At 56.8% G+C, this 20373-nt stretch carries 18 protein-coding genes; 12 read left to right on the top strand and 6 right to left on the bottom strand.

What is annotated here, in order from left to right; genetic code table 11:
• Nucleotides 1-2 precede the first annotated feature (2 nt).
• On the bottom strand, nucleotides 3-1043 hold the full coding sequence (locus RQI55_RS00765) for a DUF2793 domain-containing protein (RefSeq protein ID WP_311272338.1): 1041 nt from the start codon (nucleotides 1041-1043) through the stop codon (nucleotides 3-5).
• A gap of 99 nt (nucleotides 1044-1142) precedes the next feature.
• On the bottom strand, nucleotides 1143-1916 hold the full coding sequence (cysQ, locus tag RQI55_RS00770; protein ID WP_192064319.1) for a 3'(2'),5'-bisphosphate nucleotidase CysQ: 774 nt from the start codon (nucleotides 1914-1916) through the stop codon (nucleotides 1143-1145).
• Between the two features lie 352 nt (nucleotides 1917-2268).
• Between cysQ and RQI55_RS00775 the strand changes: the two genes are divergently transcribed.
• From RQI55_RS00775 to RQI55_RS00805, 7 genes are all read left to right on the top strand, one after another.
• Nucleotides 2269-3171 carry a branched-chain amino acid ABC transporter permease gene (locus RQI55_RS00775; RefSeq protein ID WP_042617454.1) on the top strand — a complete coding sequence of 301 codons (903 nt, stop codon included), beginning with the start codon at nucleotides 2269-2271 and terminating at the stop codon, nucleotides 3169-3171.
• A 49-nt stretch (nucleotides 3172-3220) separates the two neighbouring features.
• Nucleotides 3221-4573: a high-affinity branched-chain amino acid ABC transporter permease LivM gene (livM, locus tag RQI55_RS00780; RefSeq protein WP_409233693.1), complete on the top strand. Its 1353-nt coding sequence runs from the start codon at nucleotides 3221-3223 to the stop codon at nucleotides 4571-4573.
• Nucleotides 4573-5439, top strand: coding sequence for an ABC transporter ATP-binding protein (locus tag RQI55_RS00785; protein ID WP_274604072.1), 867 nt, complete (start codon nucleotides 4573-4575; stop codon nucleotides 5437-5439). The genes livM and RQI55_RS00785 overlap by 1 nt, the downstream gene beginning before the upstream one ends.
• Nucleotides 5439-6167 (top strand): ABC transporter ATP-binding protein, encoded by a 729-nt coding sequence (locus RQI55_RS00790; protein WP_243255188.1) that lies wholly within the window; start codon nucleotides 5439-5441, stop codon nucleotides 6165-6167. Before RQI55_RS00785 ends, RQI55_RS00790 begins: the two co-directional genes overlap by 1 nt.
• A 136-nt stretch (nucleotides 6168-6303) precedes the next feature.
• On the top strand, nucleotides 6304-6657 hold the full coding sequence (locus tag RQI55_RS00795; protein ID WP_243255189.1) for a DUF6867 family protein: 354 nt from the start codon (nucleotides 6304-6306) through the stop codon (nucleotides 6655-6657).
• A gap of 115 nt (nucleotides 6658-6772) precedes the next feature.
• Nucleotides 6773-7888, top strand: a complete 1116-nt coding sequence (locus tag RQI55_RS00800; protein ID WP_042617449.1) for a branched-chain amino acid ABC transporter substrate-binding protein — start codon at nucleotides 6773-6775, stop codon at nucleotides 7886-7888.
• A 149-nt stretch (nucleotides 7889-8037) separates the two neighbouring features.
• Nucleotides 8038-8745, top strand: coding sequence for a polysaccharide deacetylase family protein (locus tag RQI55_RS00805; RefSeq protein ID WP_311272337.1), 708 nt, complete (start codon nucleotides 8038-8040; stop codon nucleotides 8743-8745).
• Nucleotides 8746-8752: 7 nt separating this feature from the next.
• Here RQI55_RS00805 and RQI55_RS00810 read toward each other — a convergent pair whose 3' ends face one another.
• A complete protein-coding gene (locus RQI55_RS00810; RefSeq protein WP_243256928.1) occupies nucleotides 8753-9289 on the bottom strand; it encodes an AAA family ATPase in 537 nt (178 codons plus the stop codon).
• Nucleotides 9290-9417: 128 nt separating this feature from the next.
• On the opposite strand from RQI55_RS00810, the gene RQI55_RS00815 reads away from it, so the two are divergent.
• Complete coding sequence (locus RQI55_RS00815; protein ID WP_042617447.1) at nucleotides 9418-9654, top strand: hypothetical protein; 237 nt, start codon at nucleotides 9418-9420, stop codon at nucleotides 9652-9654.
• Nucleotides 9655-9705: 51 nt separating this feature from the next.
• On the opposite strand, the gene RQI55_RS00820 is transcribed toward RQI55_RS00815, so the two are convergent.
• From RQI55_RS00820 to RQI55_RS00830, 3 genes are all read right to left on the bottom strand, one after another.
• Nucleotides 9706-10632, bottom strand: a complete 927-nt coding sequence (locus tag RQI55_RS00820) for a response regulator (protein WP_243255191.1) — start codon at nucleotides 10630-10632, stop codon at nucleotides 9706-9708.
• A complete protein-coding gene (locus tag RQI55_RS00825; protein ID WP_311272336.1) occupies nucleotides 10629-14021 on the bottom strand; it encodes an ATP-binding protein in 3393 nt (1130 codons plus the stop codon). Before RQI55_RS00825 ends, RQI55_RS00820 begins: the two co-directional genes overlap by 4 nt.
• Before the next feature lie 130 nt (nucleotides 14022-14151).
• A complete protein-coding gene (locus tag RQI55_RS00830; protein WP_042617444.1) occupies nucleotides 14152-15186 on the bottom strand; it encodes a glutamine synthetase beta-grasp domain-containing protein in 1035 nt (344 codons plus the stop codon).
• Nucleotides 15187-15672: 486 nt separating this feature from the next.
• On the opposite strand from RQI55_RS00830, the gene RQI55_RS00835 reads away from it, so the two are divergent.
• From RQI55_RS00835 to urtC, 4 genes are all read left to right on the top strand, one after another.
• Nucleotides 15673-15870, top strand: a complete 198-nt coding sequence (locus RQI55_RS00835) for a DUF2735 domain-containing protein (protein WP_042617775.1) — start codon at nucleotides 15673-15675, stop codon at nucleotides 15868-15870.
• A gap of 186 nt (nucleotides 15871-16056) precedes the next feature.
• Nucleotides 16057-17346: an urea ABC transporter substrate-binding protein gene (urtA, locus tag RQI55_RS00840; protein ID WP_243255193.1), complete on the top strand. Its 1290-nt coding sequence runs from the start codon at nucleotides 16057-16059 to the stop codon at nucleotides 17344-17346.
• A gap of 249 nt (nucleotides 17347-17595) precedes the next feature.
• The gene (gene urtB, locus RQI55_RS00845) at nucleotides 17596-19212 is read left to right on the top strand and encodes an urea ABC transporter permease subunit UrtB (protein ID WP_243255194.1); all 1617 of its coding nucleotides are present in this window, start codon (nucleotides 17596-17598) and stop codon (nucleotides 19210-19212) included.
• Entirely contained in the window at nucleotides 19209-20369 is a 1161-nt protein-coding gene (urtC, locus tag RQI55_RS00850) for an urea ABC transporter permease subunit UrtC (RefSeq protein WP_243255195.1), read from the top strand. The genes urtB and urtC overlap by 4 nt, the downstream gene beginning before the upstream one ends.
• Nucleotides 20370-20373: the final 4 nt, after the last annotated feature.

A 20373-nucleotide genomic window follows, 5' to 3' on the forward strand; every position in this document is an offset into this window, starting at 1 on the left:
CGTCAGAGCATAGCCAAGCTCATTTCAGTCTTTCCCACCCCATAGGCCAGTTGGCATGTGCCGCTGTGAGCGAGCGACAAGCGGTCATTTGCGGTGAGTGAAGCGAGGAAGGTGGCCGATTGCAGGCTTTCTGCGGCGGAGGTTGTCCCATTCAGCGCAAAAGAGCTTGCCGTACCGTTGATCCTGACGGTGACTGTGTGGCCAGAGGAGGAGACGACGGCGAGTGACAGTGTCAGCGCGTAGATGCCGGTGACGGGAACGCGAACCTCTTTCAGCGTATCCACCACGGTATTGCCGAGTGCAAAGCCTCCCTGTTGGATGCCAAGGGTGGTGAAGCCCGAGACTGAGCCTGCCGCATGGGAAATGTTGCCGCTTGCTCGCCCAGCGCGCACCAGCGGTCTGGCGGGCATGGAGACGTGGCCAGCGCCAGATACGGAAAGCGCGGTTGTCCATGTTACGCCATCTGCGGAGGTTTTGATTGCGAAACTGTCATTGCCAGCCAATCCCATTTCGGCCCTGCCGCTCCAGCTGGACTGAAACAGCAATGAAGCCGTGTCAGCCGCCGTTGCCTTGTTGACCTTTATCTGGTGCCCACCGCCCGACGACGCATTGGTGAAGAGTGTGGCCGCTGCGGCCACGGCCAGCCGGTTTGTGTCGTCAGCACTCGCATTCACACCCAATTGCTCAAAGCTGGCGATAGTTGGCAGCGCAATTGCCTGCCATGCGCCATTTTGCAAAGCCTTGAAGCGCATGGTCTCCAGAAACCATGCGCGCCAACCGTCTTGCGGGGTGACATAGATCCACGCACCATCCTGCCGGAAAGCCAGCTTTCCTGCCTTTCCTGCCCATTCGCCGGTAGGAGAGGGGGAGATGAGAAAGCAATCGCCTTCCGCAGGCGTTGACGGCGGTTCTGCCGCTTCGGTGCGGATGACCAGTTGCGTGATGGCATCAAGCCTTTGCAGGGCCTCGTTGTGGGTGACGTGCTTCTGCGCCTGGGAAGGCAGGATATAAGGCAGTTCAAGTCTTGTCGTCTGTTCTGTCATGGCTCAATCTCCGTTGCGCGAGAGATTGTGCGGCGGTGGAAGGTGCCATTGAGAAAAAAACGAAAATATTTTTGATGAAGGCGAACCGTGCCGAAGCCCTCAGGGCATTGCGCCCCAGGCGATGAAATCCGGGTTGGCAAGCGCGTCTTCGGTTCCGTCGGTGATCTCATAGCGCAAGGGATGACCGGCCATATCCAGCGTGATGCCACCGGCAGCCCGTAATACGGCATCGCCAGCGGCTGTATCCCACATCATGGTGCGGCTGAAGCGCGGATACACATCGGCCGCACCCTCGGCCAGCATGCAGAATTTCAGCGAGGAGCCAATGGATATGCTGTCGATCAAGCCATGCTCTGCCACAAAGGCTTCGGTTTTCGGCGTGCAGTGCGAACGGCTGATGACGGCAATGGGGATTGTCGGCTTGGCGCGGCAGCGAACCCTGCGCACATCCATCTCTTCAAACGCATCCGAGACATGGACCTTGCAGGCCGTCTCACCGTCTCCTGTCCAAAGGACCTTGAGGGCCGGTGCATAGACGACGCCCAGAACCGGTGTGCCGTCACGCACCAGCGCGATGTTGACGGTAAAATCCTGCTTGCCGGAAATGAACTCCTTGGTGCCATCCAGCGGATCGACAAGGAAAAACTCGTTTCGTGTCTGCGGGACAATGCCGTGGGCCGCCGCCTCTTCTGCAATCACGGGAATATCGGGAAAGTGCTGTGCCAGTGCATCAAGGATAATGTCTTCTGCCCGTTGATCGGCTTCGGTCACGGGGGAACAGTCGTTCTTGTAGGTGACGTGCGGACCGGCGGCATGGACCGCCATGATCTCTCTGCCAGCCATCAAGGTGGCTGCGGTTAAAATATCGAGCATTGAAGTCCCCTAGACATCGTAGACGCTGTCCCTAGCAGAGACGACATAAGCTTTTCGAGCCCGGTTTACAACGCAAGGAACGTGCCGTTCATTTCTGGAAATGATGATGCTTTGCGTGGAATTGACGGGCGTCAGCTGTTTTTTGCGGCATCTCATGCTGAAATTCTGACCGTTGTGGAGCTTCGTCAGGCATTCACTGGGGAAATTCCAAATAATAAGCTGTTTTACAGATTTTTGACTTCACATTTTTTTCGAACGCGATATGGGTTTTAGACAAGGGGGACAAAAAATGCAGCCCCCGGAAGCAACATAACGAGACCTGTTTCGCAGAGAATAGGTCCGGGGGAAAGATATGGAGTACTTCGTCCAGCAGCTCATAAACGGGCTGACTCTTGGCTCGATCTATGGCCTCATCGCTATCGGCTATACGATGGTTTACGGCATTATCGGCATGATCAACTTCGCCCATGGCGATATCTTCATGCTTGGCGGCTTCGCTGCATTGATCGTCTTCCTTATTCTCACATCGTTTTTTGCCGGTATTCCGGTCGCGATCCTTCTTCTGGTCATGATGGTCGTCGCGATGCTGATGACCGGCCTGTGGAACTGGGCGATTGAACGTGTGGCCTATCGCCCGCTGCGCGGCTCATTCCGCCTTGCGCCGCTGATTACCGCCATCGGCATGTCGATTGCACTGTCCAACTTCATTCAGGTCACGCAGGGCCCGCGCAACAAGCCGATCCCGACGCTGGTGACGGATGTCTACCATTTCGGCGCCATCACGATTTCGCTGAAGCAGTTGCTGATCGTTGTGATCACGTCCGTCCTGCTGCTTGCCTTCTGGTATATCGTCAACAAGACGCCTCTTGGCCGTGCGCAGCGCGCAACCGAGCAGGACCGCAAGATGGCTGCACTTCTGGGTGTTGACGTCGACCGTACGATTTCCATCACCTTCGTCATGGGTGCCGCACTCGCCGCGGTCGCAGGCTCCATGTACTTGATGTATTACGGTGTTGCGTCCTTCAACGATGGCTTCATTCCGGGCGTGAAGGCGTTTACCGCCGCTGTTCTCGGTGGCATTGGTTCGCTGCCCGGCGCGGTGCTCGGCGGATTGCTGATCGGCCTTATTGAGAGCCTATGGTCTGCGTATTTCTCCATCGCCTACAAGGATGTTGCGGCGTTCGCCATCCTCGCATTCGTGCTGATTTTCAAGCCGACCGGTATTCTCGGCCGTCCGGAAGTCGAGAAGGTTTAAGATCATGGCAAATATCGCTTCTGAAAAAGAAACGCCTGGTCCAAGCGTGATGGCTCAGGCTGTGAAAGAAGGCTTCTTCGCAGGTCTCGTCTCGCTGGGAATGTTCATTCTCTATGTCGGTATCGTGACCTATCAGGATATCAACAACCAGTTGATCTGGGGCACGCGCTGGGGCCTTCTGGCCATCTTCGTCGGCGTCGCAGCGGTCGGTCGCTTCCTCGTCGTCGGTTTCCTGCGTCCGCATTTCGATCGTCGGAAGATGGCGAAGGCGAAGACCGGAATTCTGGAAATTTCCGAGGATAAAGGCTTCTTCCACAAGCACTTCCTGAAGATCGCCCTGGTCTTCCTGCTGATTTACCCGGCCATCGCCGTGGGTCTGTTCGGCTTTCAGGGATCGTTGAAGCTTGTCGATAACTTCGGCATCCAGATCCTCATCTATGTGATGCTGGCCTGGGGCTTGAACATCGTCGTTGGTCTCGCCGGCCTGCTCGATCTGGGTTATGTGGCCTTCTATGCGGTCGGTGCTTATTCCTACGCGCTTCTTTCCAGCTATTTCGGTCTGTCCTTCTGGGTTCTGCTTCCGATGGCCGGTATTCTGGCTGCGTTCTGGGGCATCATCCTTGGCTTCCCGGTTTTGAGACTGCGCGGCGACTATCTCGCCATCGTGACGCTCGCCTTCGGTGAAATCATCCGGCTTGTGCTTTTGAACTGGACTGAGGTCACCAAGGGAACCTTCGGTATTTCCGGCATCGCGAAAGCATCGATTTTCGGTATCTGGTCTTTCGATGTTGGCGCACCAAACAACTTCGCCAAGGTCTTCGGCCTGCCGATGTCCTCATCCTACTACAAGATCTTCCTGTTCTACGTGATCCTGCTTTTGTGCATGCTCACCGCCTACGTCACGATCAAGTTGCGCCGCATGCCGATCGGTCGTGCGTGGGAAGCGCTGCGCGAAGACGAAATTGCTTGCCGCTCGCTCGGTATCGATACGGTCAAGACGAAGCTCACAGCCTTTGCAACAGGCGCGATGTTCGGTGGTTTCGCGGGTTCATTCTTCGCGGCTCGTCAGGGTTTCGTATCGCCTGAAAGCTTCGTGTTCCTGGAATCCGCTGTCATTCTCGCCATCGTCGTTCTTGGCGGCATGGGGTCGCTGACAGGTATCGCCATCGCGGCGGTCGTCATGGTCGGTGGCACAGAGTTGCTGCGTGAAATGGAATTCCTCAAGCACGTCTTCGGTCCTGATTTCACGCCGGAACTTTACCGTATGCTGCTGTTCGGTCTGGCGATGGTTATCGTCATGCTGTTCAAACCACGCGGCTTTGTTGGTTCTCGCGAACCCACGGCCTTCCTGAAGGAGCGCAAGTCCATCTCCGGCAGCTTCACCAAGGAAGGTCACGGCTGATGGCTTCCGGGAACATTGACATGACACAAGACACGATTCTCAAAGTCGAACATCTATCCATGCGCTTCGGCGGTCTGATGGCCATCAACGACTTCTCCTTCGAGGCGAAGCGTGGCGAGATCACTGCTCTGATCGGTCCAAACGGTGCAGGCAAGACAACCGTCTTCAACTGCATCACCGGCTTCTACAAGCCGACGATGGGCATGATAACGATGTGCCGGAAAACCGGTGAGGAGCATCTTCTCGAGCGGTTGCCGGATTTCGAAATCACCAAGAAGGCCAAGGTTGCGCGTACCTTCCAGAACATCAGGCTGTTTTCCGGCCTGACGGTTCTCGAAAACCTGCTGGTCGCGCAGCACAACGCCTTGATGAAGGCGTCGGGCTACACCTTCCTCGGTCTGCTCGGCATGCCGGTTTACAAGAAGGCAGCCGCAGGGGCGATCGAGAAGGCCAAATATTGGCTCGATAAGGCAGAGCTGACCGACCGGGCCGATGATCCTGCTGGCGATCTTCCCTATGGCGCACAGCGCCGTCTGGAAATTGCCCGCGCCATGTGCACCGAACCTGAGCTTCTTTGCCTCGACGAGCCGGCTGCTGGCCTCAACCCGAAGGAATCGCTTGCGCTCAACAACCTGTTGCGTGGCATCCGGGCTGAAGGCACGTCCCTGCTTCTGATCGAGCATGACATGTCTGTGGTCATGGAGATTTCCGACCATGTCGTGGTTCTCGAATATGGCCGCAAGATTTCCGATGGCACGCCTGATCATGTGAAGAACGACCCGAAGGTCATCGCCGCCTATCTGGGTGTCGAGGATGATGAAGTGGAAGAAGTGATTGCAGAAGAACTTGATGGGGGAACGGTTTGATGTCCGGTGAAGCCCTTCTCAAAGTCCAGAACGTCGAAACCTATTACGGCAATATCCGCGCCCTTGCCGGTGTGGATGTACACGTCAACAAGGGCGAGATCGTCAGCCTTATTGGTGCTAACGGCGCTGGCAAGTCGACGTTGATGATGACGATCTGCGGCAGCCCGCAAGCGCGTTCAGGCTCTGTCATTTTCGATGGTGAAGACATTACCAACGTGCCGACCCATATGATTGCGCGTCGTCGTATCGCGCAATCGCCCGAGGGCCGTCGCATATTTCCACGCATGACCGTTCTGGAAAATCTCCAGATGGGTGCCAATCTGGACAATCTGAAATACTTCAAGGAAGACGTGGAAAAGATTTTCACGATGTTCCCGCGCTTGAAGGAACGTCAGGCCCAGCGTGGTGGCACCTTGTCGGGTGGCGAGCAGCAGATGCTCTCCATCGGTCGTGCATTGATGTCTCGTCCGAAGCTTCTTCTTCTGGATGAGCCATCGCTTGGCCTCGCTCCGTTGATCGTCAAGAGCATCTTCGAAGCGATCAAGACGCTGAACAAGGAAGAGGGCCTGACCGTCTTTCTCGTGGAACAGAACGCTTTTGCCGCATTGAAGCTGTCAGACCGGGCCTATGTCATGGTCAATGGCAAGGTGACGATGAGCGGTTCTGGCCGGGAGTTGCTGGCCAATCCGGAAGTCCGGGCTGCCTATCTCGAAGGCGGTCGTCACTGATCGCTGGTTGCCTGGTCTGGTCCCGCAGGGGTCGACGGGCAGATCACAGATAACGATAAAGTCTGCCGGCAAACGGCGGGCGCCACAAAAAGACAGGCCCTGTCATGGTGATGCAGGGTTACTGATGGGGAAAAAGATGCAGGGACTTTTTTTCGAGAGCGACAGCGGTGTTCGTTATATCTTGCGAGGGCTGGTGGTGCTGCTGGGGTTCTGGACGGCATGGCGCACGGGCAAGTCCGTTGCAGAGAGCTGGGAGAGCTACCCGCGGGTCGTTCTTTACACGCTGCTGCTGGGCGTCGTGATGCGTTTCATGCACTATGCGCTGTTTGCAGGTCCGATGCTGAATGGCTTCTATTACCTGATAGATGTTACAGTATTGCTGGCTTTTGCAACGGTTGGATTTCGCATGCGCCGCACCAGCCAGATGGTCAATAACTACTACTGGCTGTATGATCGAACTTCATCCTTTTCTTATAAGAAGAAAGATTGACAGCGGCGTTGTTCTGAATTCAGAATACTCGCGAGAGTGGAACAGCTTGCGCAGTTAAGGTGGGTGCTGAGCAGGCAGGGATAATCAACCCAACCATGGAACTGGGAGTAATATAATGAAGAAGTCTCTTCTTTCCGCAGTTGCGCTGACCGCAATGGTCGCCTTCAGTGGTTCTGCCTATGCTGACATTCTCGTCGGCGTTGGCGGCCCTCTGACAGGCCCGAATGCGGCTTTTGGTGCACAGCTCCAGAAGGGTGCTGAGCAGGCTGCGGCAGACATCAATGCTGCTGGCGGAATTAACGGCGAAAAGATCAAGATTGTACTTGGCGACGACGTTTCCGACCCAAAGCAGGGCATCTCGGTTGCCAACAAGTTTGTTGCTGATGGCGTAAAGTTCGTTGTCGGTCACTTCAACTCCGGCGTTTCCATTCCGGCGTCTGAAGTTTACGCAGAGAACGGCATCCTCGAAATCACGCCTGCCGCGACCAACCCTGTGTTCACCGAGCGCGGCCTCTGGAACACATTCCGCACCTGCGGACGTGACGACCAGCAGGGCAGCGTTGCCGGCAAATACCTTGCTGAAAAGTTCAAGGGTGCCAAGGTAGCCATCGTTCACGACAAGACCCCTTACGGTCAGGGCCTTGCCGATGAAACACGCAAGACGCTCAACGCTTCTGGCGCGAAAGAAGCCATCTACGAAGGCGTGAACGTTGGCGACAAGGACTTCTCTGCGCTGATCGCGAAGATGAAGGAAGCTGGCGTTTCGATCATCTACTGGGGTGGTCTCCATACAGAAGCTGGTCTCATCATCCGTCAGGCAGCTGACCAGGGTCTGAAGGCTAAGCTCGTTTCGGGCGACGGCATTGTTTCCAACGAACTGGCCTCCATCGCTGGTGACGCTGTTGAAGGCACGCTGAACACGTTCGGCCCTGATCCAACCATCAACCCTGCTAACAAGGACTTGGTTGCCAAGTTCAAGGCCGCAGGCTTCAACCCTGAAGCTTACACGCTCTACTCCTACGCTGCGCTGCAGACGATTGCTGCTGCTGCAAAGGATGCAGGCTCGCTCGACGCAGAAGCTGTTGCTGCTGCTATGAAGAAGGGCAAGTTCTCCACCGTTCTCGGCGAACTCTCCTTCGACGAAAAGGGCGACCCGAAGGCGCCTGGCTACGTCATGTACGAGTGGAAGAAGGGCCCAGACGGCAAGTACAGCTACTTCCAGCAGATGTAAGCCTTATAAAACCAATCCAGAAGCCCGGCAGCGATGCCGGGCTTTTTCGTTTTCCGGCGCGCTTTTGCGGCAAACGCCACAATACCGTCACCAAAGATAGCAACACCATGTCCGTCACGGTTGTGCAATCAAGGGTGGTGTAGAAATTCATGCGATATGCTGCTGGACTGATTGTTCTTGTTGTCATCTCTGCCAGTTCACTCGGCGTTCATGTCTACAGCAAATCGCGCAGCTCGCAGCTGTTCGGCGACATCATTGCGCGGGTTGAAACCGACAAGCCGGTTGTTGCCCTGACGCTGGATGATGGGCCATCGGCCCGCTTCACGCATGACGTTCTCGCTATTCTCAAGGAGCGAAATGCCAAGGCGACCTTTTTCCTGACGGGCAAGGAGATTGGCGAAAACCCGGCTCAGACGAAAATGATCATCGACGCGGGCCATCAGATCGGCAACCATTCCTATACGCATGCCAACATGGCATTCATGGGTGTAGCCCGCGTTAAGGACGAGGTGGAGCGCACCGATGCTGCCATCCGTGCCGCAGGCTATGAGGGTGAAATTCTGTTTCGTCCGCCGTTCGGCAAGAAGCTTGTGAGCCTGCCCTGGTATCTTTCCCGGCAAGACCGGAAAACAATCATGTGGGATGTGGAGCCAGAATCCTATCCCGATGTGTCTGAGAGCCCGGAGGCTCTGGCGCAATATGTCATTGATCACGCGAAGAATGGGTCCATCATCCTTTTGCACGTGATGTATCGCAGCCGTGCAGTATCCCGTCAGGCTCTACCGCTGATCATAGACGGATTGCGCCAGAAGGGGTTTGAGCTTGTGACCCTGTCACGCTTGCTGAAAGAGCGTTGACACCGCCTCAGCCCAGCATGTCCAGAACGAGATCGGCGCGCTCGATGACGGTGACTTTCGGGAGCACAGTGGTTTCGTAGTTCAGGGCACGATAGTCGCGGAGGAGTCGGTCGTATTCGGAGACAGCTGCCGCAAATTCATGTTGCCGCTCGCCATCGGACACGTAGATTTCAGGCCATGGTGGCGTGAGGAAGACGCGGCGATTGTAGCGGTGGTCGCTTTTCAGGTCATGAAGCAGCCCGTCTGCGCACACTGCGTGAAGGGCGGAGGCCGCGTCTATCAATCCCCTGTCAAAAAACACCCAGCCCTTGGCCGGGGCATGGTCGCGATCCTCAAGGGACGTGGCCACGGCGCGACGCGCAAAGGCTGCCATGTCGACCCATGGAAGGGCTGATCCCCGGGCGCTCGTTTCCTGTCTGACGATGCGGCGACCGGGTTCTTCAATCGTGGTGTAACCGCGCCGCGCCAGTTCCGCCAACAGGGTAGATTTGCCGCCGCCGGAGCAGCCGGAAATGACGATATACCTATCGGAATTACTTCTCATATCTCCATGGTCCTGCTTCTGTTGCCCCATGATGGTGCGGGCGCGGACGCCATTCGCCGTAATAAAAGAGAAAAGGGGAACCGAACGGGTCATCCAGCGTTCATAGGCACCAACAACAAGGTCATATCATGAAAACCCTTATCATCTCGTCTTTGATCGCTGTTTCTTCCATCTTCACGTTCGTCGCGCCGTCCTACGCGGAAACCGTCACGGTAACGACGACCGAGCGCGTTATTCGCAAGCCAGTGCGTGAAGAATATCGTCCGCGCCATCACCAGCGCGCCTCGCGTGATTGCTTCGTCAAAAAGGTTCGCACGAATTACCACGGTCGTGTCGTAGTGAAGAAGACTCGCATCTGCCGCTAACCGAGCCTTCACCTTCTTCAAAAAACGGGCGCATGATCTGCGCCCGTTTTGCTATGTATCGTGCAGGATGTGAGCCGCCTTGACGGCGGCAGATGCGCGGTTTTCGACGCCGAGCTTGACGTAAATCTGTTCCAGATGCTTGTTGACGGTGCGGGCCGAGAGGCCGAGAATATCGCCGATATCGCGGTTGGATTTGCCCTTGGCAATCCAGAGCAGTACTTCCGATTCCCTGACGGTCAGGGAAAAATGCTGACGCAGCATTTCATCGGCTGATTTATCGCTGGCAGCGGTCAGTCGGAACAGATGCTCATCCGGCCCCATCGCCCCTAGAAACGTCAGTTGCAACGTGGCGCGATCGGCTTGCTGGATGGTGAGGGGCGCGTCCCGCAAGGTTTCGTTGGCGCGGTTGGCCAGCCACTCGGCGATGTGTTGGGAAACGATTTCCAGCCCGTCATCGCGGCCCGTCGCAGCATTGATCAGCCTTGTTGCTTGGGGAGTGGACCAGTGAATGGCGCCATTGGCACGCACGGCCAGCAGATGGCGGCCTGCGGCATCCAGAGCAACGCGCGCGCTTTGTGCGGAGCGAGCGTTCGAGAGGTGGACGCGAATGCGGGCGCGCAGCTCATCGATATTGATCGGCTTGGTCAGATAATCGACTCCACCTGCTTCAAGCGCGCGCACGACATGCTCCGTATCGGTCAGTCCGGTCATGAAAATAACCGGCACTTGCGTAACAGCCGCGTTGGCCTTCAGGCGCGTACAGGTCTCGAAACCATCCATGGATGGCATGACGGCGTCCAGCAGGATGATATCGGGCGTGATGCGTTCGGCAATGTTGAGCGCGGCCTGTCCCGACGTGGCGATCAGCACGGAAAAGCCGGATTGTTCCAGCGCGTCGGTGAGAAAGCCCAGCGCATCCGGGCTGTCATCCACCAAAAGCACGATGTCCTTTGCAAGCGCGGCAGACGATACGCTCATGGCTGACGCTCCTGTGGTGAGGGATTTTCGAAACGGCTGAGAAATGCGGCGTAGCCTGCCATATCAAAACCCTGGACATAGGTCGCCAACTCTTGCGTAAAAGCGACATTGATCTCGGTCCGGGCCAGATCGGCAAGCTTTGCCTCGATGCCTCTGATATAGCCGATCTCACCCAGCTGGCGCAAATCCCTGACATGCTCCGCTCCGGGGGAGATGATTTCGGCTTTGGCAGGTTTTGGCAACGCTGGGCTATCCGTCTCATAAAGCCAGGTGAGGCCCAGATGCACGGCGAGCTTGTCACAGAGCCGCCTGATATCGACGGGTTTGACAATCGTGTCGTTGTGGTTGTCTTTACCGGCGCCTGCAATGGAGCCATCGCCGATATTGGCCGAGAGCATAATGAGTGGCGCTGTCTGGCCTGCTTCGCGCAGTTTGGAGACGAGCTGCCAGCCGCTCATGCCGGGCATAGAAATATCGATCAGGAAAAGATCGGGCTGCACGCCTTCTATGAGCGTCAGGCAATCCGGGCCGCTTTGCGCCGTCAGCACCACGAAATCGAGCGGGCCAAGCACTTGCCGCATCAATTCGCGATGATCCTCATTGTCATCGACAACGACGATGGTCCGGCGGGGGCCGGAATAGGAGGAGATCGTCTTTTCCAGCGCCGGGGCGGTGTTGGGGCGGTGGACGGCGGAAAGCATGAGCCGAACCTTGAACGTCGACCCCTTGTCCTTCTCGCTGACGACGGAAATCTCACCGCCCAGCGTGTTGGTCAAAAGCTGGGTAATCGTCAGCCCAAGCCCAAGGCCCGGCATGGGGCGAATGCTTTCAGCCTCGCCGCGCTGGAACGGTTCGTAGATGCGGCTCAGGTCCTTTTCGGCAATGCCGCGTCCGGTGTCGCGGATCGTAAACGTCGCGACCTGACTGCGATAGGCGACGTCGAATTCCACCGTGCCCGCATCCGTGAACTTGATGGCGTTGGACAGCAGGTTGACGAGGATCTGGCGGAGTCGTTTTTCGTCGGTGCGGACATATTGCGGCAAAGCTCGTGTGCGTTCATGTTTCAGCTCCAGCCCTTTTGCCTGTGCCTGCGGCCGGAAGAGATCAATGATTTGGTCGAGAAAATCCTGAATGTTGATTTCGTTGGAGTAGACCTGCAACCGTCCTGCTTCGATCTTGGAAATATCGAGGAGACCGTCGATCAGGCCTGACAGGTGGTCTGCGGAGCGCCTGATGACCTTGATGGCGGATTGGCGCGGCTGGGGGATGGTCTCGTCTCGCTCGAGAATCTGCGCGTAGCCGAGAACGGCGTTCAGTGGCGTGCGCAACTCGTGGCTGAGGCCAACGACATATCGGCTTTTCGCGCGGTTTGCAGCTTCGGCGGTGTCTTTCGCGTTCTGCAATGCCGCATCCGTCTTTTTATGCGCGGCAATTTCTTTCAGCAGAAGCGTGTTCTGGCGTGTGGATTCTTCCTCTGCCACCACACGGCTGTCATGGGCCAGCACCAGAAACCAGCAGACGATCCCGGCAATGACTGCGAACACGAAAAAGACTGCCAGAATGGTGCGATTGACGACATCAACCGTCGCGGGCGATGCTGTGCCCACCTGATGAGCGATCAGCGCCAGCGTTGCACCCAATAGGGCAATGGCAAGTGCCGCCGACATGGCATAGCGGCCCAACCGGCTGGAGAGCCGGGCAACCAGATCATGGGGCAGGAAGGTGCGTGCGACGCTGGCAACCTGATAATTCAGCTTGGCCTTTGGTTTGCACATATCGTGGCAACGGCTGTCGAGAGAACAGCACAGCGAACAGATGGGTGCGGCATAGGCCGGGCACCAGGCCATGTCTTCGGGCTCGAATGGGTGTTCGCAGATCGAGCAGGTAATGCTGCTGGCTTCTGTCCAGCTTTGTCGCGGTTTGCGGGCCAGATAGAATTTTCCCTTTGTGCCCCAGGCAATCAAGGGGGACACGGTGAAGGCGACGACGAGGGTAAGATAAGGTGCGAGGGAGGCTGCGATGCCGCCGAACAGGCCGAAATGCGCGGTGAGCGCAATTGTGGCTGCCAGCGCCATGGTGCCGACGCCAACCGGGTTGATATCGTAAAGATGGGCGCGCTTGAATTCGATGCCGGGTGGTGCAAGGCCCAGCGGCTTGTTGATGAAGAGATCAGCGGAGATGGTGCAAAGCCACGCCATTGCGATGATGGAGAAGATACCCAGCGTTTCTTCCAGCAGCCTGTAGATGCCAAGCTCCATGAGCAGAAGTGCGATCAGAACGTTGAAGACCAGCCAGACCACACGGCCCGGGTGGCTGTGGGTGAGGCGGGAGAAGAAATTGGACCATGCCAGCGAGCCGGCATAGGCATTCATGACGTTGATCTTGAGCTGCGATACCACCACAAAGGCCACCATCAGCAACATGGCCGCGTTCTCGTTGGGGATCATGTAGCCAAAGGCGGTGAGATACATTTGCGAGGGATCCGCGGCGCGATCCACCGGCACGCCGGAGCTGAAGGTGAGCACGACGAGGAAAGACCCCGCCAGCAGTTTTGGCACGCCCACCAGCACCCAGCCCGCGCCCGCCAGAAATACGGCGAAGCGGTGGCGCAGCTTGAGTTTTCCTTCTGCGGGCAGGAAGCGCAAGAAATCCACCTGTTCGCCGATCTGCGACATCAGCGCCAGAATGACGGCAGAGGCTGCGCCAAATTCGATCAGGTTGAAATCGGCTGTCGTGCCGGGTGGACCAGATGCGTGATGGATGCCTGCGAAAGCCCGCCATAGATCAAATTTCTCCCAGTCCAGAAACGCAATGAAGATGAAGGGCAGGATGTTGAGAACGATCCAGAAGGGCTGCGTGATGATCTGGAAACGGCTGATGAGCCGCACACCGTGCGTGACCAGCGGAATGACCATGACGGCGGAGATGATGTATCCGATCCATAGGGGTATGCCGAGCGCCAGATCCAGTGCACCGGACATGATAGATGCCTCGATGGCAAACAGCATGAAGGTGAAGGCAGCATAGATGAGCGAGGTGATGGTGGAGCCGATATAGCCGAAGCTTGCGCCGCGTGTCAGCAGGTCGATATCGACACCGTGGCGGATCGCGTACCGGCTGATCGGCACGCCCACGACAAGCATCACGGTTGCGGCGACGAGAATGGCAAAGAAGGCATTGGTCGTGCCATAGGAGAGCGTGATTGCGCCGCCGATGGCTTCGAGCGCGAGAAAAGAGATGGCGCCGATGGCGGTGTGCGAGATTCGGCTGGATGAAAACTGCCGGGCGCTTTTTGCGGTGAAGCGCAGCGCATAGTCTTCCAGCGTCTGGTTGGCGACCCAGCGATTATATTCGCGCCTGATGGGGATGATGCGTTGCCGTGCGGCCATGCCGGGTTTCCATCGCCTGTTTGGGAGACATTTCACTCATCCAGACCCATGGTCCTGGAAATGGTGCGGGGTCTTGTGGCGGAATGGAAAAATGGCGCCGCCCCGTGGGGGCGACGCCATATTCAAATTATCAGGCAGCAGCGGACTGTGCGAGAGGCACTTCAGCAATCGTCTTCAGAACGACGGAAGCGATCTGGTAAGGGCAGCCCTGGCTGTTGGGGCGGCGGTCTTCGAGGTAACCCTTGTAGCCGTTGTTGACGAAGGAGTGTGGAACGCGGATGGACGCGCCACGGTCAGCAATGCCGTAGGAGAACTTGTTCCAAGGCGCTGTTTCATGCTTGCCGGTCAGACGCAGATGGTTGTCTGGGCCGTAAACGTCGATGTGCTCTTTCCAGTTCTTTTCGAATGCAGCCATGAGCGCTTCGAAATACTCCTTGCCGCCAACTTCACGCATAAACTTGGTGGAGAAGTTGCAGTGCATGCCAGAGCCGTTCCAGTCGGTATCGCCGAGTGGCTTGCAATGGAATTCGACGTCGATGCCATACTTTTCGCAGAGGCGAAGAAGCAGGTAGCGAGCGATCCAGATCTGGTCAGCAGCGCTCTTGGAGCCCTTGCCGAAAACCTGGAATTCCCACTGACCCTTGGCCACTTCGGCGTTGATGCCTTCGTGGTTGATGCCTGCTTCGAGGCAGAGGTCGAGGTGCTCTTCAACGATTTCACGTGCGATGGAGCCGACATTCTTGTAGCCGACGCCTGTGTAGTAAGGGCCCTGCGGAGCTGGGTAGCCCTGCTCAGGGAAGCCAAGCGGACGACCGTCTTCGTAGAAGAAGTATTCCTGCTCGAAGCCGAACCAGGCGTTTTCGTCTTCCAGAATGGTTGCGCGGCTGTTGGATGCGTGTGGCGTAACGCCATCCGGCATCATGACTTCACACATGACGAGCGCGCCGTTTGTGCGGGCTGGATCAGGATAGATAGCGACGGGCTTCAAAACGCAATCCGAGCTATGGCCTTCGGCCTGCTGGGTGGAAGAGCCATCGAAGCCCCAGAGCGGAAGCTGCTCGAGTGTCGGGAATTCGTCGAATTCCTTGATCTGCGTCTTGCCACGCAGGTTTGCTACCGGCTTGTAACCATCGAGCCAGATGTACTCGAGTTTAAACTTAGTCATTGCGAACCTCTCATAGGTTAAGATGCGAAGCCTTGATATTCTCGTCGCGAGCAAACCGCCTTTCAGACGACCCTCGCTTTCAAGTGCTGTCCCTATAGAAGCATTCCCCGTGCCAGTTTGACGGGTGCACGAACGGACGTCGTCTTTTTTTCGTGCGAATGGGTGATTTCGAGTCAGAAACCTTAGAAACGGCGCAGTGCGCTTTTTTGAAAAACACAGTGATTCCCGATGCTTTTGGCAGGGCAAAGCCCATTTTTGGTCAAAAATGATGCCGTTTCTTTAGCGAAGTGGATTTTTCGTTAGAAAATTTCGAAATTTCGCTCGATATCTGCATAAAGACTGTTCTTTGCGCCATGGAGATCATGGGCCGCCTAAAAAATAGGCTTTGTGATATTTTTTTAATCAGGAGGGGTGTTTTTTGGCGTTTTTGAGAGTATATTCGAGATGAGGCAAAAACGCTGGCTGTTCAACGAAAGAGTGGATGTCATGAGAAGTGAACCGCATCTGGAAAGTGCCACGATCTATCAGTTCCCCGTCGGGGGCCGTGCAGGCTTCAAGGGCATGCGCAACGCAGTCGTCACGACAGGACCAACCATGACCTCACCTAAGACGCATATCGATTTCGACAGCTGGTATCACCAGCAAGCCATTGCCGATGGTGACAAGGACAAGCCGCATAACTGATTGCGGCACCCCCCGCTCGGCCGGTTGGCTCACATTCATAACGAATGGTCTGGCGTTCCTGTTTCGCCACCCCACCTACGTCAATTGACGTATACGGTTTTGCGAATGCGAGACCGATAGTCCCCTCCAGCAGCGGTAACATAACCGCTGAGCCCATAGAGGCTGAACAGGAGAGGGGTCCTTCCGATGACTTTCAAGAAAATGCTTTCTGGCGCTTTGCTCGGCGCCATCATGTCCACCACCGCCTTCCACGGTGCGTTTGCCGCTGACGACACGATCAAGGTCGGTGTTCTGCATTCCTTGTCCGGTACCATGGCTATTTCCGAGACCACTCTGAAAGACGCCATGTTGATGCTGATTGAGGAGCAGAACAAGAAGGGCGGCGTCCTTGGCAAGAAGCTAGAAGCCGTTGTTGTCGATCCGGCCTCCGACTGGCCGCTGTTCGCAGAAAAGGCTCGTCAGCTGATCTCTCAGGATAAGGTCGCGGCGGTTTTCGGTTGCTGGACATCGTCTTCCCGCAAGTCCGTCCTGCCAGTCTTCGAAGAGTTGAATTCCATTCTCTTCTATCCCGTTCAGTATGAAGGCGAAGAATCCTCACGCAACATCTTCTACACCGGTGCAGCCCCCAACCAGCAGGCCATTCCCGCTGTTGATTACCTGGCCAGCACGGAAGGCGTCGAGCGCTGGGTACTGGCCGGTACCGACTATGTCTACCCGCAGACAACCAACAAGATCCTGAAAGCCTACCTGATGTCAAAGGGCGTCAAGGAAGAGGACATCATGATCAACTACACGCCATTCGGCCATTCCGACTGGCAGACCATCGTCTCCGACATCAAGAAATTCGGTTCTGCCGGCAAGAAGACAGCCGTTGTTTCCACCATCAATGGCGATGCCAACGTGCCATTCTACAAGGAACTGGCAAACCAAGGCGTGAAGGCCGAAGATATCCCCGTCGTTGCCTTCTCCGTGGGTGAAGAAGAGCTGGCTGGTCTCGATACAGGCCCTCTGGTTGGCCACCTTGCCGCATGGAACTACTTCCAGTCCGTCGATGCGCCCGTCAATGCGGAGTTCATCAAGGAATGGCATGCGTTCACCAAGAACGACAAGCGCGTGACCAATGACCCGATGGAAGCCGCCTATATTGGCTTCAACGCATGGGTCAAGGCGGTAGAGGCTGCTGGAACGACCGAAACCGACAAGGTTCTCGACAGCATTATCGGCGTCTCCGTGCCAAACCTGTCTGGCGGATACGCAACCGTCATGCCGAACCACCACATCACCAAGCCTGTTTTGATTGGCGAGATTCAGTCCGATGGCCAGTTCGAAATCGTGCAGCAGACCGCGCAGGTTGTGGGCGATGAGTGGTCCGATTACCTGCCGGATAGCAAGGACCTGATCTCCGATTGGCGCAAGCCGATGGAGTGCGGCAACTTCAACGTGACCGCGGGCAAATGCGGCGGCAAGGGCATGTAAGCTTGGCCCGTTAACCCCTCTCCTAAGCGGGGAGGGGTTTCCAGTCTCGCCACTCTCCCAATATCTCCGTCATCCTCGGGCTTGACCCGAGGATCTGCTGCCGGTGCTTAGCGCTCGTCGCTAGCGATGAGGGTGTAATCGACGGGGTTAGATCCTCGGGTCAAGCCCGAGGATGACGCTGAGAGAGGGTGGATCGCATGAAGGCCAAAAGGCCTCAAGCACGTACATATCTGACATAGAGGAGCTGACATGACGATCCGATTACTTCTTCAAGCCATGTTTCTGTGGCTGGCGCTCGGCATCGCGGCTCCATCCTTCGCACAACAAAGCGATTCCAAAGCACTGATCGATGCGCTTGGCACGGCGGACTTCAAGCAGGCCGAGACGTTGACCGGGCAGATTGCAGCATCCGGCGATCCGCGTGTGGTGCCGGCGCTCGAAGCCTTTGCGGAAGGCGATCTCTATGTCCGCAAATCCGACAACCGCGTTTTCATGACGAAGGCAGCCGGTGCCAATTTCACGCTCGTCGATCCCCTGACGGGTGAGAGTGCGGGTGAGGCACCGAAAGCCGCCGTGACCAAGATCCGCGTCAACAACAACCTTCGCCGCGTCATCCGCGCCGCTCTGGGTGGCCTGACCTTGCTCAGCCCCGATAAATCCGTTCGCCTTTCTGCCGCCGACGCCGTGTTGAAAGCGCCGAGCGCCGAGAACCTGCAATTGCTGGAAGCGGCAATTGCCAAGGAAACCGACGCACAGGTGCGCACACGGATGGAAGAAGCACGGGCTGTTTCCGTGCTGGCCTCAGATCGGTCCGTTGATGAAAAGCGCGCTGCTATCGATACCATCAAGAGCCTTGGCGGGCGTGGCGCGGTCAGCATTCTGATGGCCGCTGCCCCTGTCACTGATGCCAGCCTGAAACCGGATGTCGACGCGGCAATTAGTTATATCGAGAGTACGCTTGCGCTCTGGGATGCGGGCCAGAACATCTGGTACGGCCTGTCTCTCGGTTCCGTGCTGCTGCTGGCAGCAATTGGCCTTGCCATCACCTTTGGCGTGATGGGCATCATCAACATGGCGCATGGCGAGATGGTAATGATAGGCGCCTATTCCACCTTCATGGTGCAGGAGGTGATCCGCAGCCATTATCCCGGTCTGTTCGATTGGTCGCTGGCCATTGCGCTGCCCGTGGCGTTTCTGGTCACAGGGGCTGTCGGTCTGGTGATGGAGCGCGGCGTCATTCGTTTTCTCTATGGTCGGCCGCTGGAAACCCTTCTGGCCACATGGGGCATTTCGCTGATGTTGCAGCAAGGTGTTCGCTCCATTTTCGGCCCAACGAACCGGGAAGTGGGCAACCCCAGCTGGATGTCCGGCTCGTTCAGCGTCGGATATCTCAACTTCACCTGGAACCGCGTCTGGATCGTCTGTTTCTCGCTCTCTGTCTTCTTCGCACTTCTGCTTTTGCTGAAGCGTTCCGCCTTCGGTCTGCAAATGCGTGCGGTGACGCAGAACCGCCGCATGGCATCATCAATGGGTATTCGCACGCCATGGGTTGATGCTTTCACCTTCGCGCTGGGTTCCGGCGTTGCCGGACTGGCGGGTGTGGCGCTGTCGCAGATCGATAACGTATCGCCCAACCTTGGCCAGTCCTACATCATCGATAGCTTCATGGTGGTGGTGTTCGGCGGCGTCGGCAATCTCTGGGGAACCTTCGTTGGCGCGCTGACGCTCGGCGTCCTCAACAAGTTTCTCGAGCCAACCGTCGGTGCGGTGCTCGGAAAAATTCTCGTCCTCGTCCTCATCATCCTGTTCATTCAGAAGCGGCCGCGTGGTCTCTTCGCACTCAAGGGAAGGGCGATTGAAGCATGATTACCGGCTTTCTCCTTCGCGCACTCGACCGCCGTATCTCGATTGCCATCGGCATCATTCTGGCCATTGCGCTCCTCGTTCCCGCATCCAACCTGCTTTTGCCAGCAGACAGTGCCTTCCGCATTCCGACCTACATCATGTCGATGCTGGGCAAGTATCTGTCCTATGCCATTCTGGCGCTGGCGCTTGATCTTGTCTGGGGTTATTGCGGCATTCTCTCGCTTGGCCACGCCGCATTCTTTGCGCTCGGCGGTTATGCCATGGGCATGTATCTGATGCGGCAGATCGGCACGCGTGGCACCTATGGTCATCCTGTACTGCCGGATTTCATGGTGTTTCTGAACTGGAAAGAGCTGCCATGGTTCTGGCATGGCTTCGACATGTTCTGGTTTGCCATGCTGATGGTGCTGGTTGCGCCCGGTGTTCTGGCCTTCGTGTTCGGATGGCTTGCCTTCCGCTCCCGCGTCAATGGTGTCTATCTGTCCATCATCACCCAGGCCATGACATATGCGTTGCTGCTGGCTTTTTTCCGCAACGATATGGGCTTTGGCGGCAATAACGGCCTGACGGACTTCAAGGACATCCTCGGATTTTCTGTCCAGTCCGATGGCACGCGCGCCGTCCTGTTTGCCATGACGGCCATCATGCTGGCGCTGTGCCTGCTGATTGCCTCGGGCATCGTCAATTCCAAATTCGGCAAGGTGCTGGTGGGTGTGCGCGATTCCGAAAGTCGCGTCCGGTTCCTCGGTTTTCGCGTTGAAAACATCAAGCTGTTCACCTTTGTCGTATCCGCCATGATGGCAGGCATTGCCGGTGCATTGTTTGTGCCGCAGGTGGGCATCATCAATCCGGGCGAATTTTCGCCTGCCAACTCCATCGAAGTCGTGGTCTGGACGGCGGTGGGTGGTCGCGGAACCCTGATCGGCCCGATTATTGGTGCGATCATGGTCAATGGCGGCAAAAGCTACTTCACCGGCGCGTTTCCTGAATTCTGGCTGTTTGCGCTGGGCGGGCTCTTCATTGCCGTAACCCTGTTTTTCCCCAGAGGCATCGTCGGCAGCGTGCAGCATTATCTGGCGGGACGTCGTGAAAAGCAGCAGGTGGCGTCAAAGAATGCCGATGACGCGGCACAAGCGATGCAACAGGCTGCGGAGTAGGCAC

The sequence above is a fragment of the Rhizobium sp. WCS2018Hpa-16 genome (assembly GCF_031843705.1).
Classification (GTDB): domain Bacteria; phylum Pseudomonadota; class Alphaproteobacteria; order Rhizobiales; family Rhizobiaceae; genus Agrobacterium; species Agrobacterium tumefaciens_C.

Bases quoted from the DNA above. Each gene is read 5' to 3' on its own strand.
- RQI55_RS00765 (WP_311272338.1), bottom strand. From the start codon at position 1,043: ATGACAGAACAGACGACAAGACTTGAACTGCCTTATATCCTGCCTTCC.
- cysQ (WP_192064319.1), bottom strand. From the start codon at position 1,916: ATGCTCGATATTTTAACCGCAGCCACCTTGATGGCTGGCAGAGAGATC.
- RQI55_RS00775 (WP_042617454.1), top strand. From the start codon at position 2,269: ATGGAGTACTTCGTCCAGCAGCTCATAAACGGGCTGACTCTTGGCTCG.
- livM (WP_409233693.1), top strand. From the start codon at position 3,221: ATGGCTCAGGCTGTGAAAGAAGGCTTCTTCGCAGGTCTCGTCTCGCTG.
- RQI55_RS00785 (WP_274604072.1), top strand. From the start codon at position 4,573: ATGGCTTCCGGGAACATTGACATGACACAAGACACGATTCTCAAAGTC.
- RQI55_RS00790 (WP_243255188.1), top strand. From the start codon at position 5,439: ATGTCCGGTGAAGCCCTTCTCAAAGTCCAGAACGTCGAAACCTATTAC.
- RQI55_RS00795 (WP_243255189.1), top strand. From the start codon at position 6,304: ATGCAGGGACTTTTTTTCGAGAGCGACAGCGGTGTTCGTTATATCTTG.
- RQI55_RS00800 (WP_042617449.1), top strand. From the start codon at position 6,773: ATGAAGAAGTCTCTTCTTTCCGCAGTTGCGCTGACCGCAATGGTCGCC.
- RQI55_RS00805 (WP_311272337.1), top strand. From the start codon at position 8,038: ATGCGATATGCTGCTGGACTGATTGTTCTTGTTGTCATCTCTGCCAGT.
- RQI55_RS00810 (WP_243256928.1), bottom strand. From the start codon at position 9,289: ATGAGAAGTAATTCCGATAGGTATATCGTCATTTCCGGCTGCTCCGGC.
- RQI55_RS00815 (WP_042617447.1), top strand. From the start codon at position 9,418: ATGAAAACCCTTATCATCTCGTCTTTGATCGCTGTTTCTTCCATCTTC.
- RQI55_RS00820 (WP_243255191.1), bottom strand. From the start codon at position 10,632: ATGAGCGTATCGTCTGCCGCGCTTGCAAAGGACATCGTGCTTTTGGTG.
- RQI55_RS00825 (WP_311272336.1), bottom strand. From the start codon at position 14,021: ATGGCCGCACGGCAACGCATCATCCCCATCAGGCGCGAATATAATCGC.
- RQI55_RS00830 (WP_042617444.1), bottom strand. From the start codon at position 15,186: ATGACTAAGTTTAAACTCGAGTACATCTGGCTCGATGGTTACAAGCCG.
- RQI55_RS00835 (WP_042617775.1), top strand. From the start codon at position 15,673: ATGAGAAGTGAACCGCATCTGGAAAGTGCCACGATCTATCAGTTCCCC.
- urtA (WP_243255193.1), top strand. From the start codon at position 16,057: ATGACTTTCAAGAAAATGCTTTCTGGCGCTTTGCTCGGCGCCATCATG.
- urtB (WP_243255194.1), top strand. From the start codon at position 17,596: ATGACGATCCGATTACTTCTTCAAGCCATGTTTCTGTGGCTGGCGCTC.
- urtC (WP_243255195.1), top strand. From the start codon at position 19,209: ATGATTACCGGCTTTCTCCTTCGCGCACTCGACCGCCGTATCTCGATT.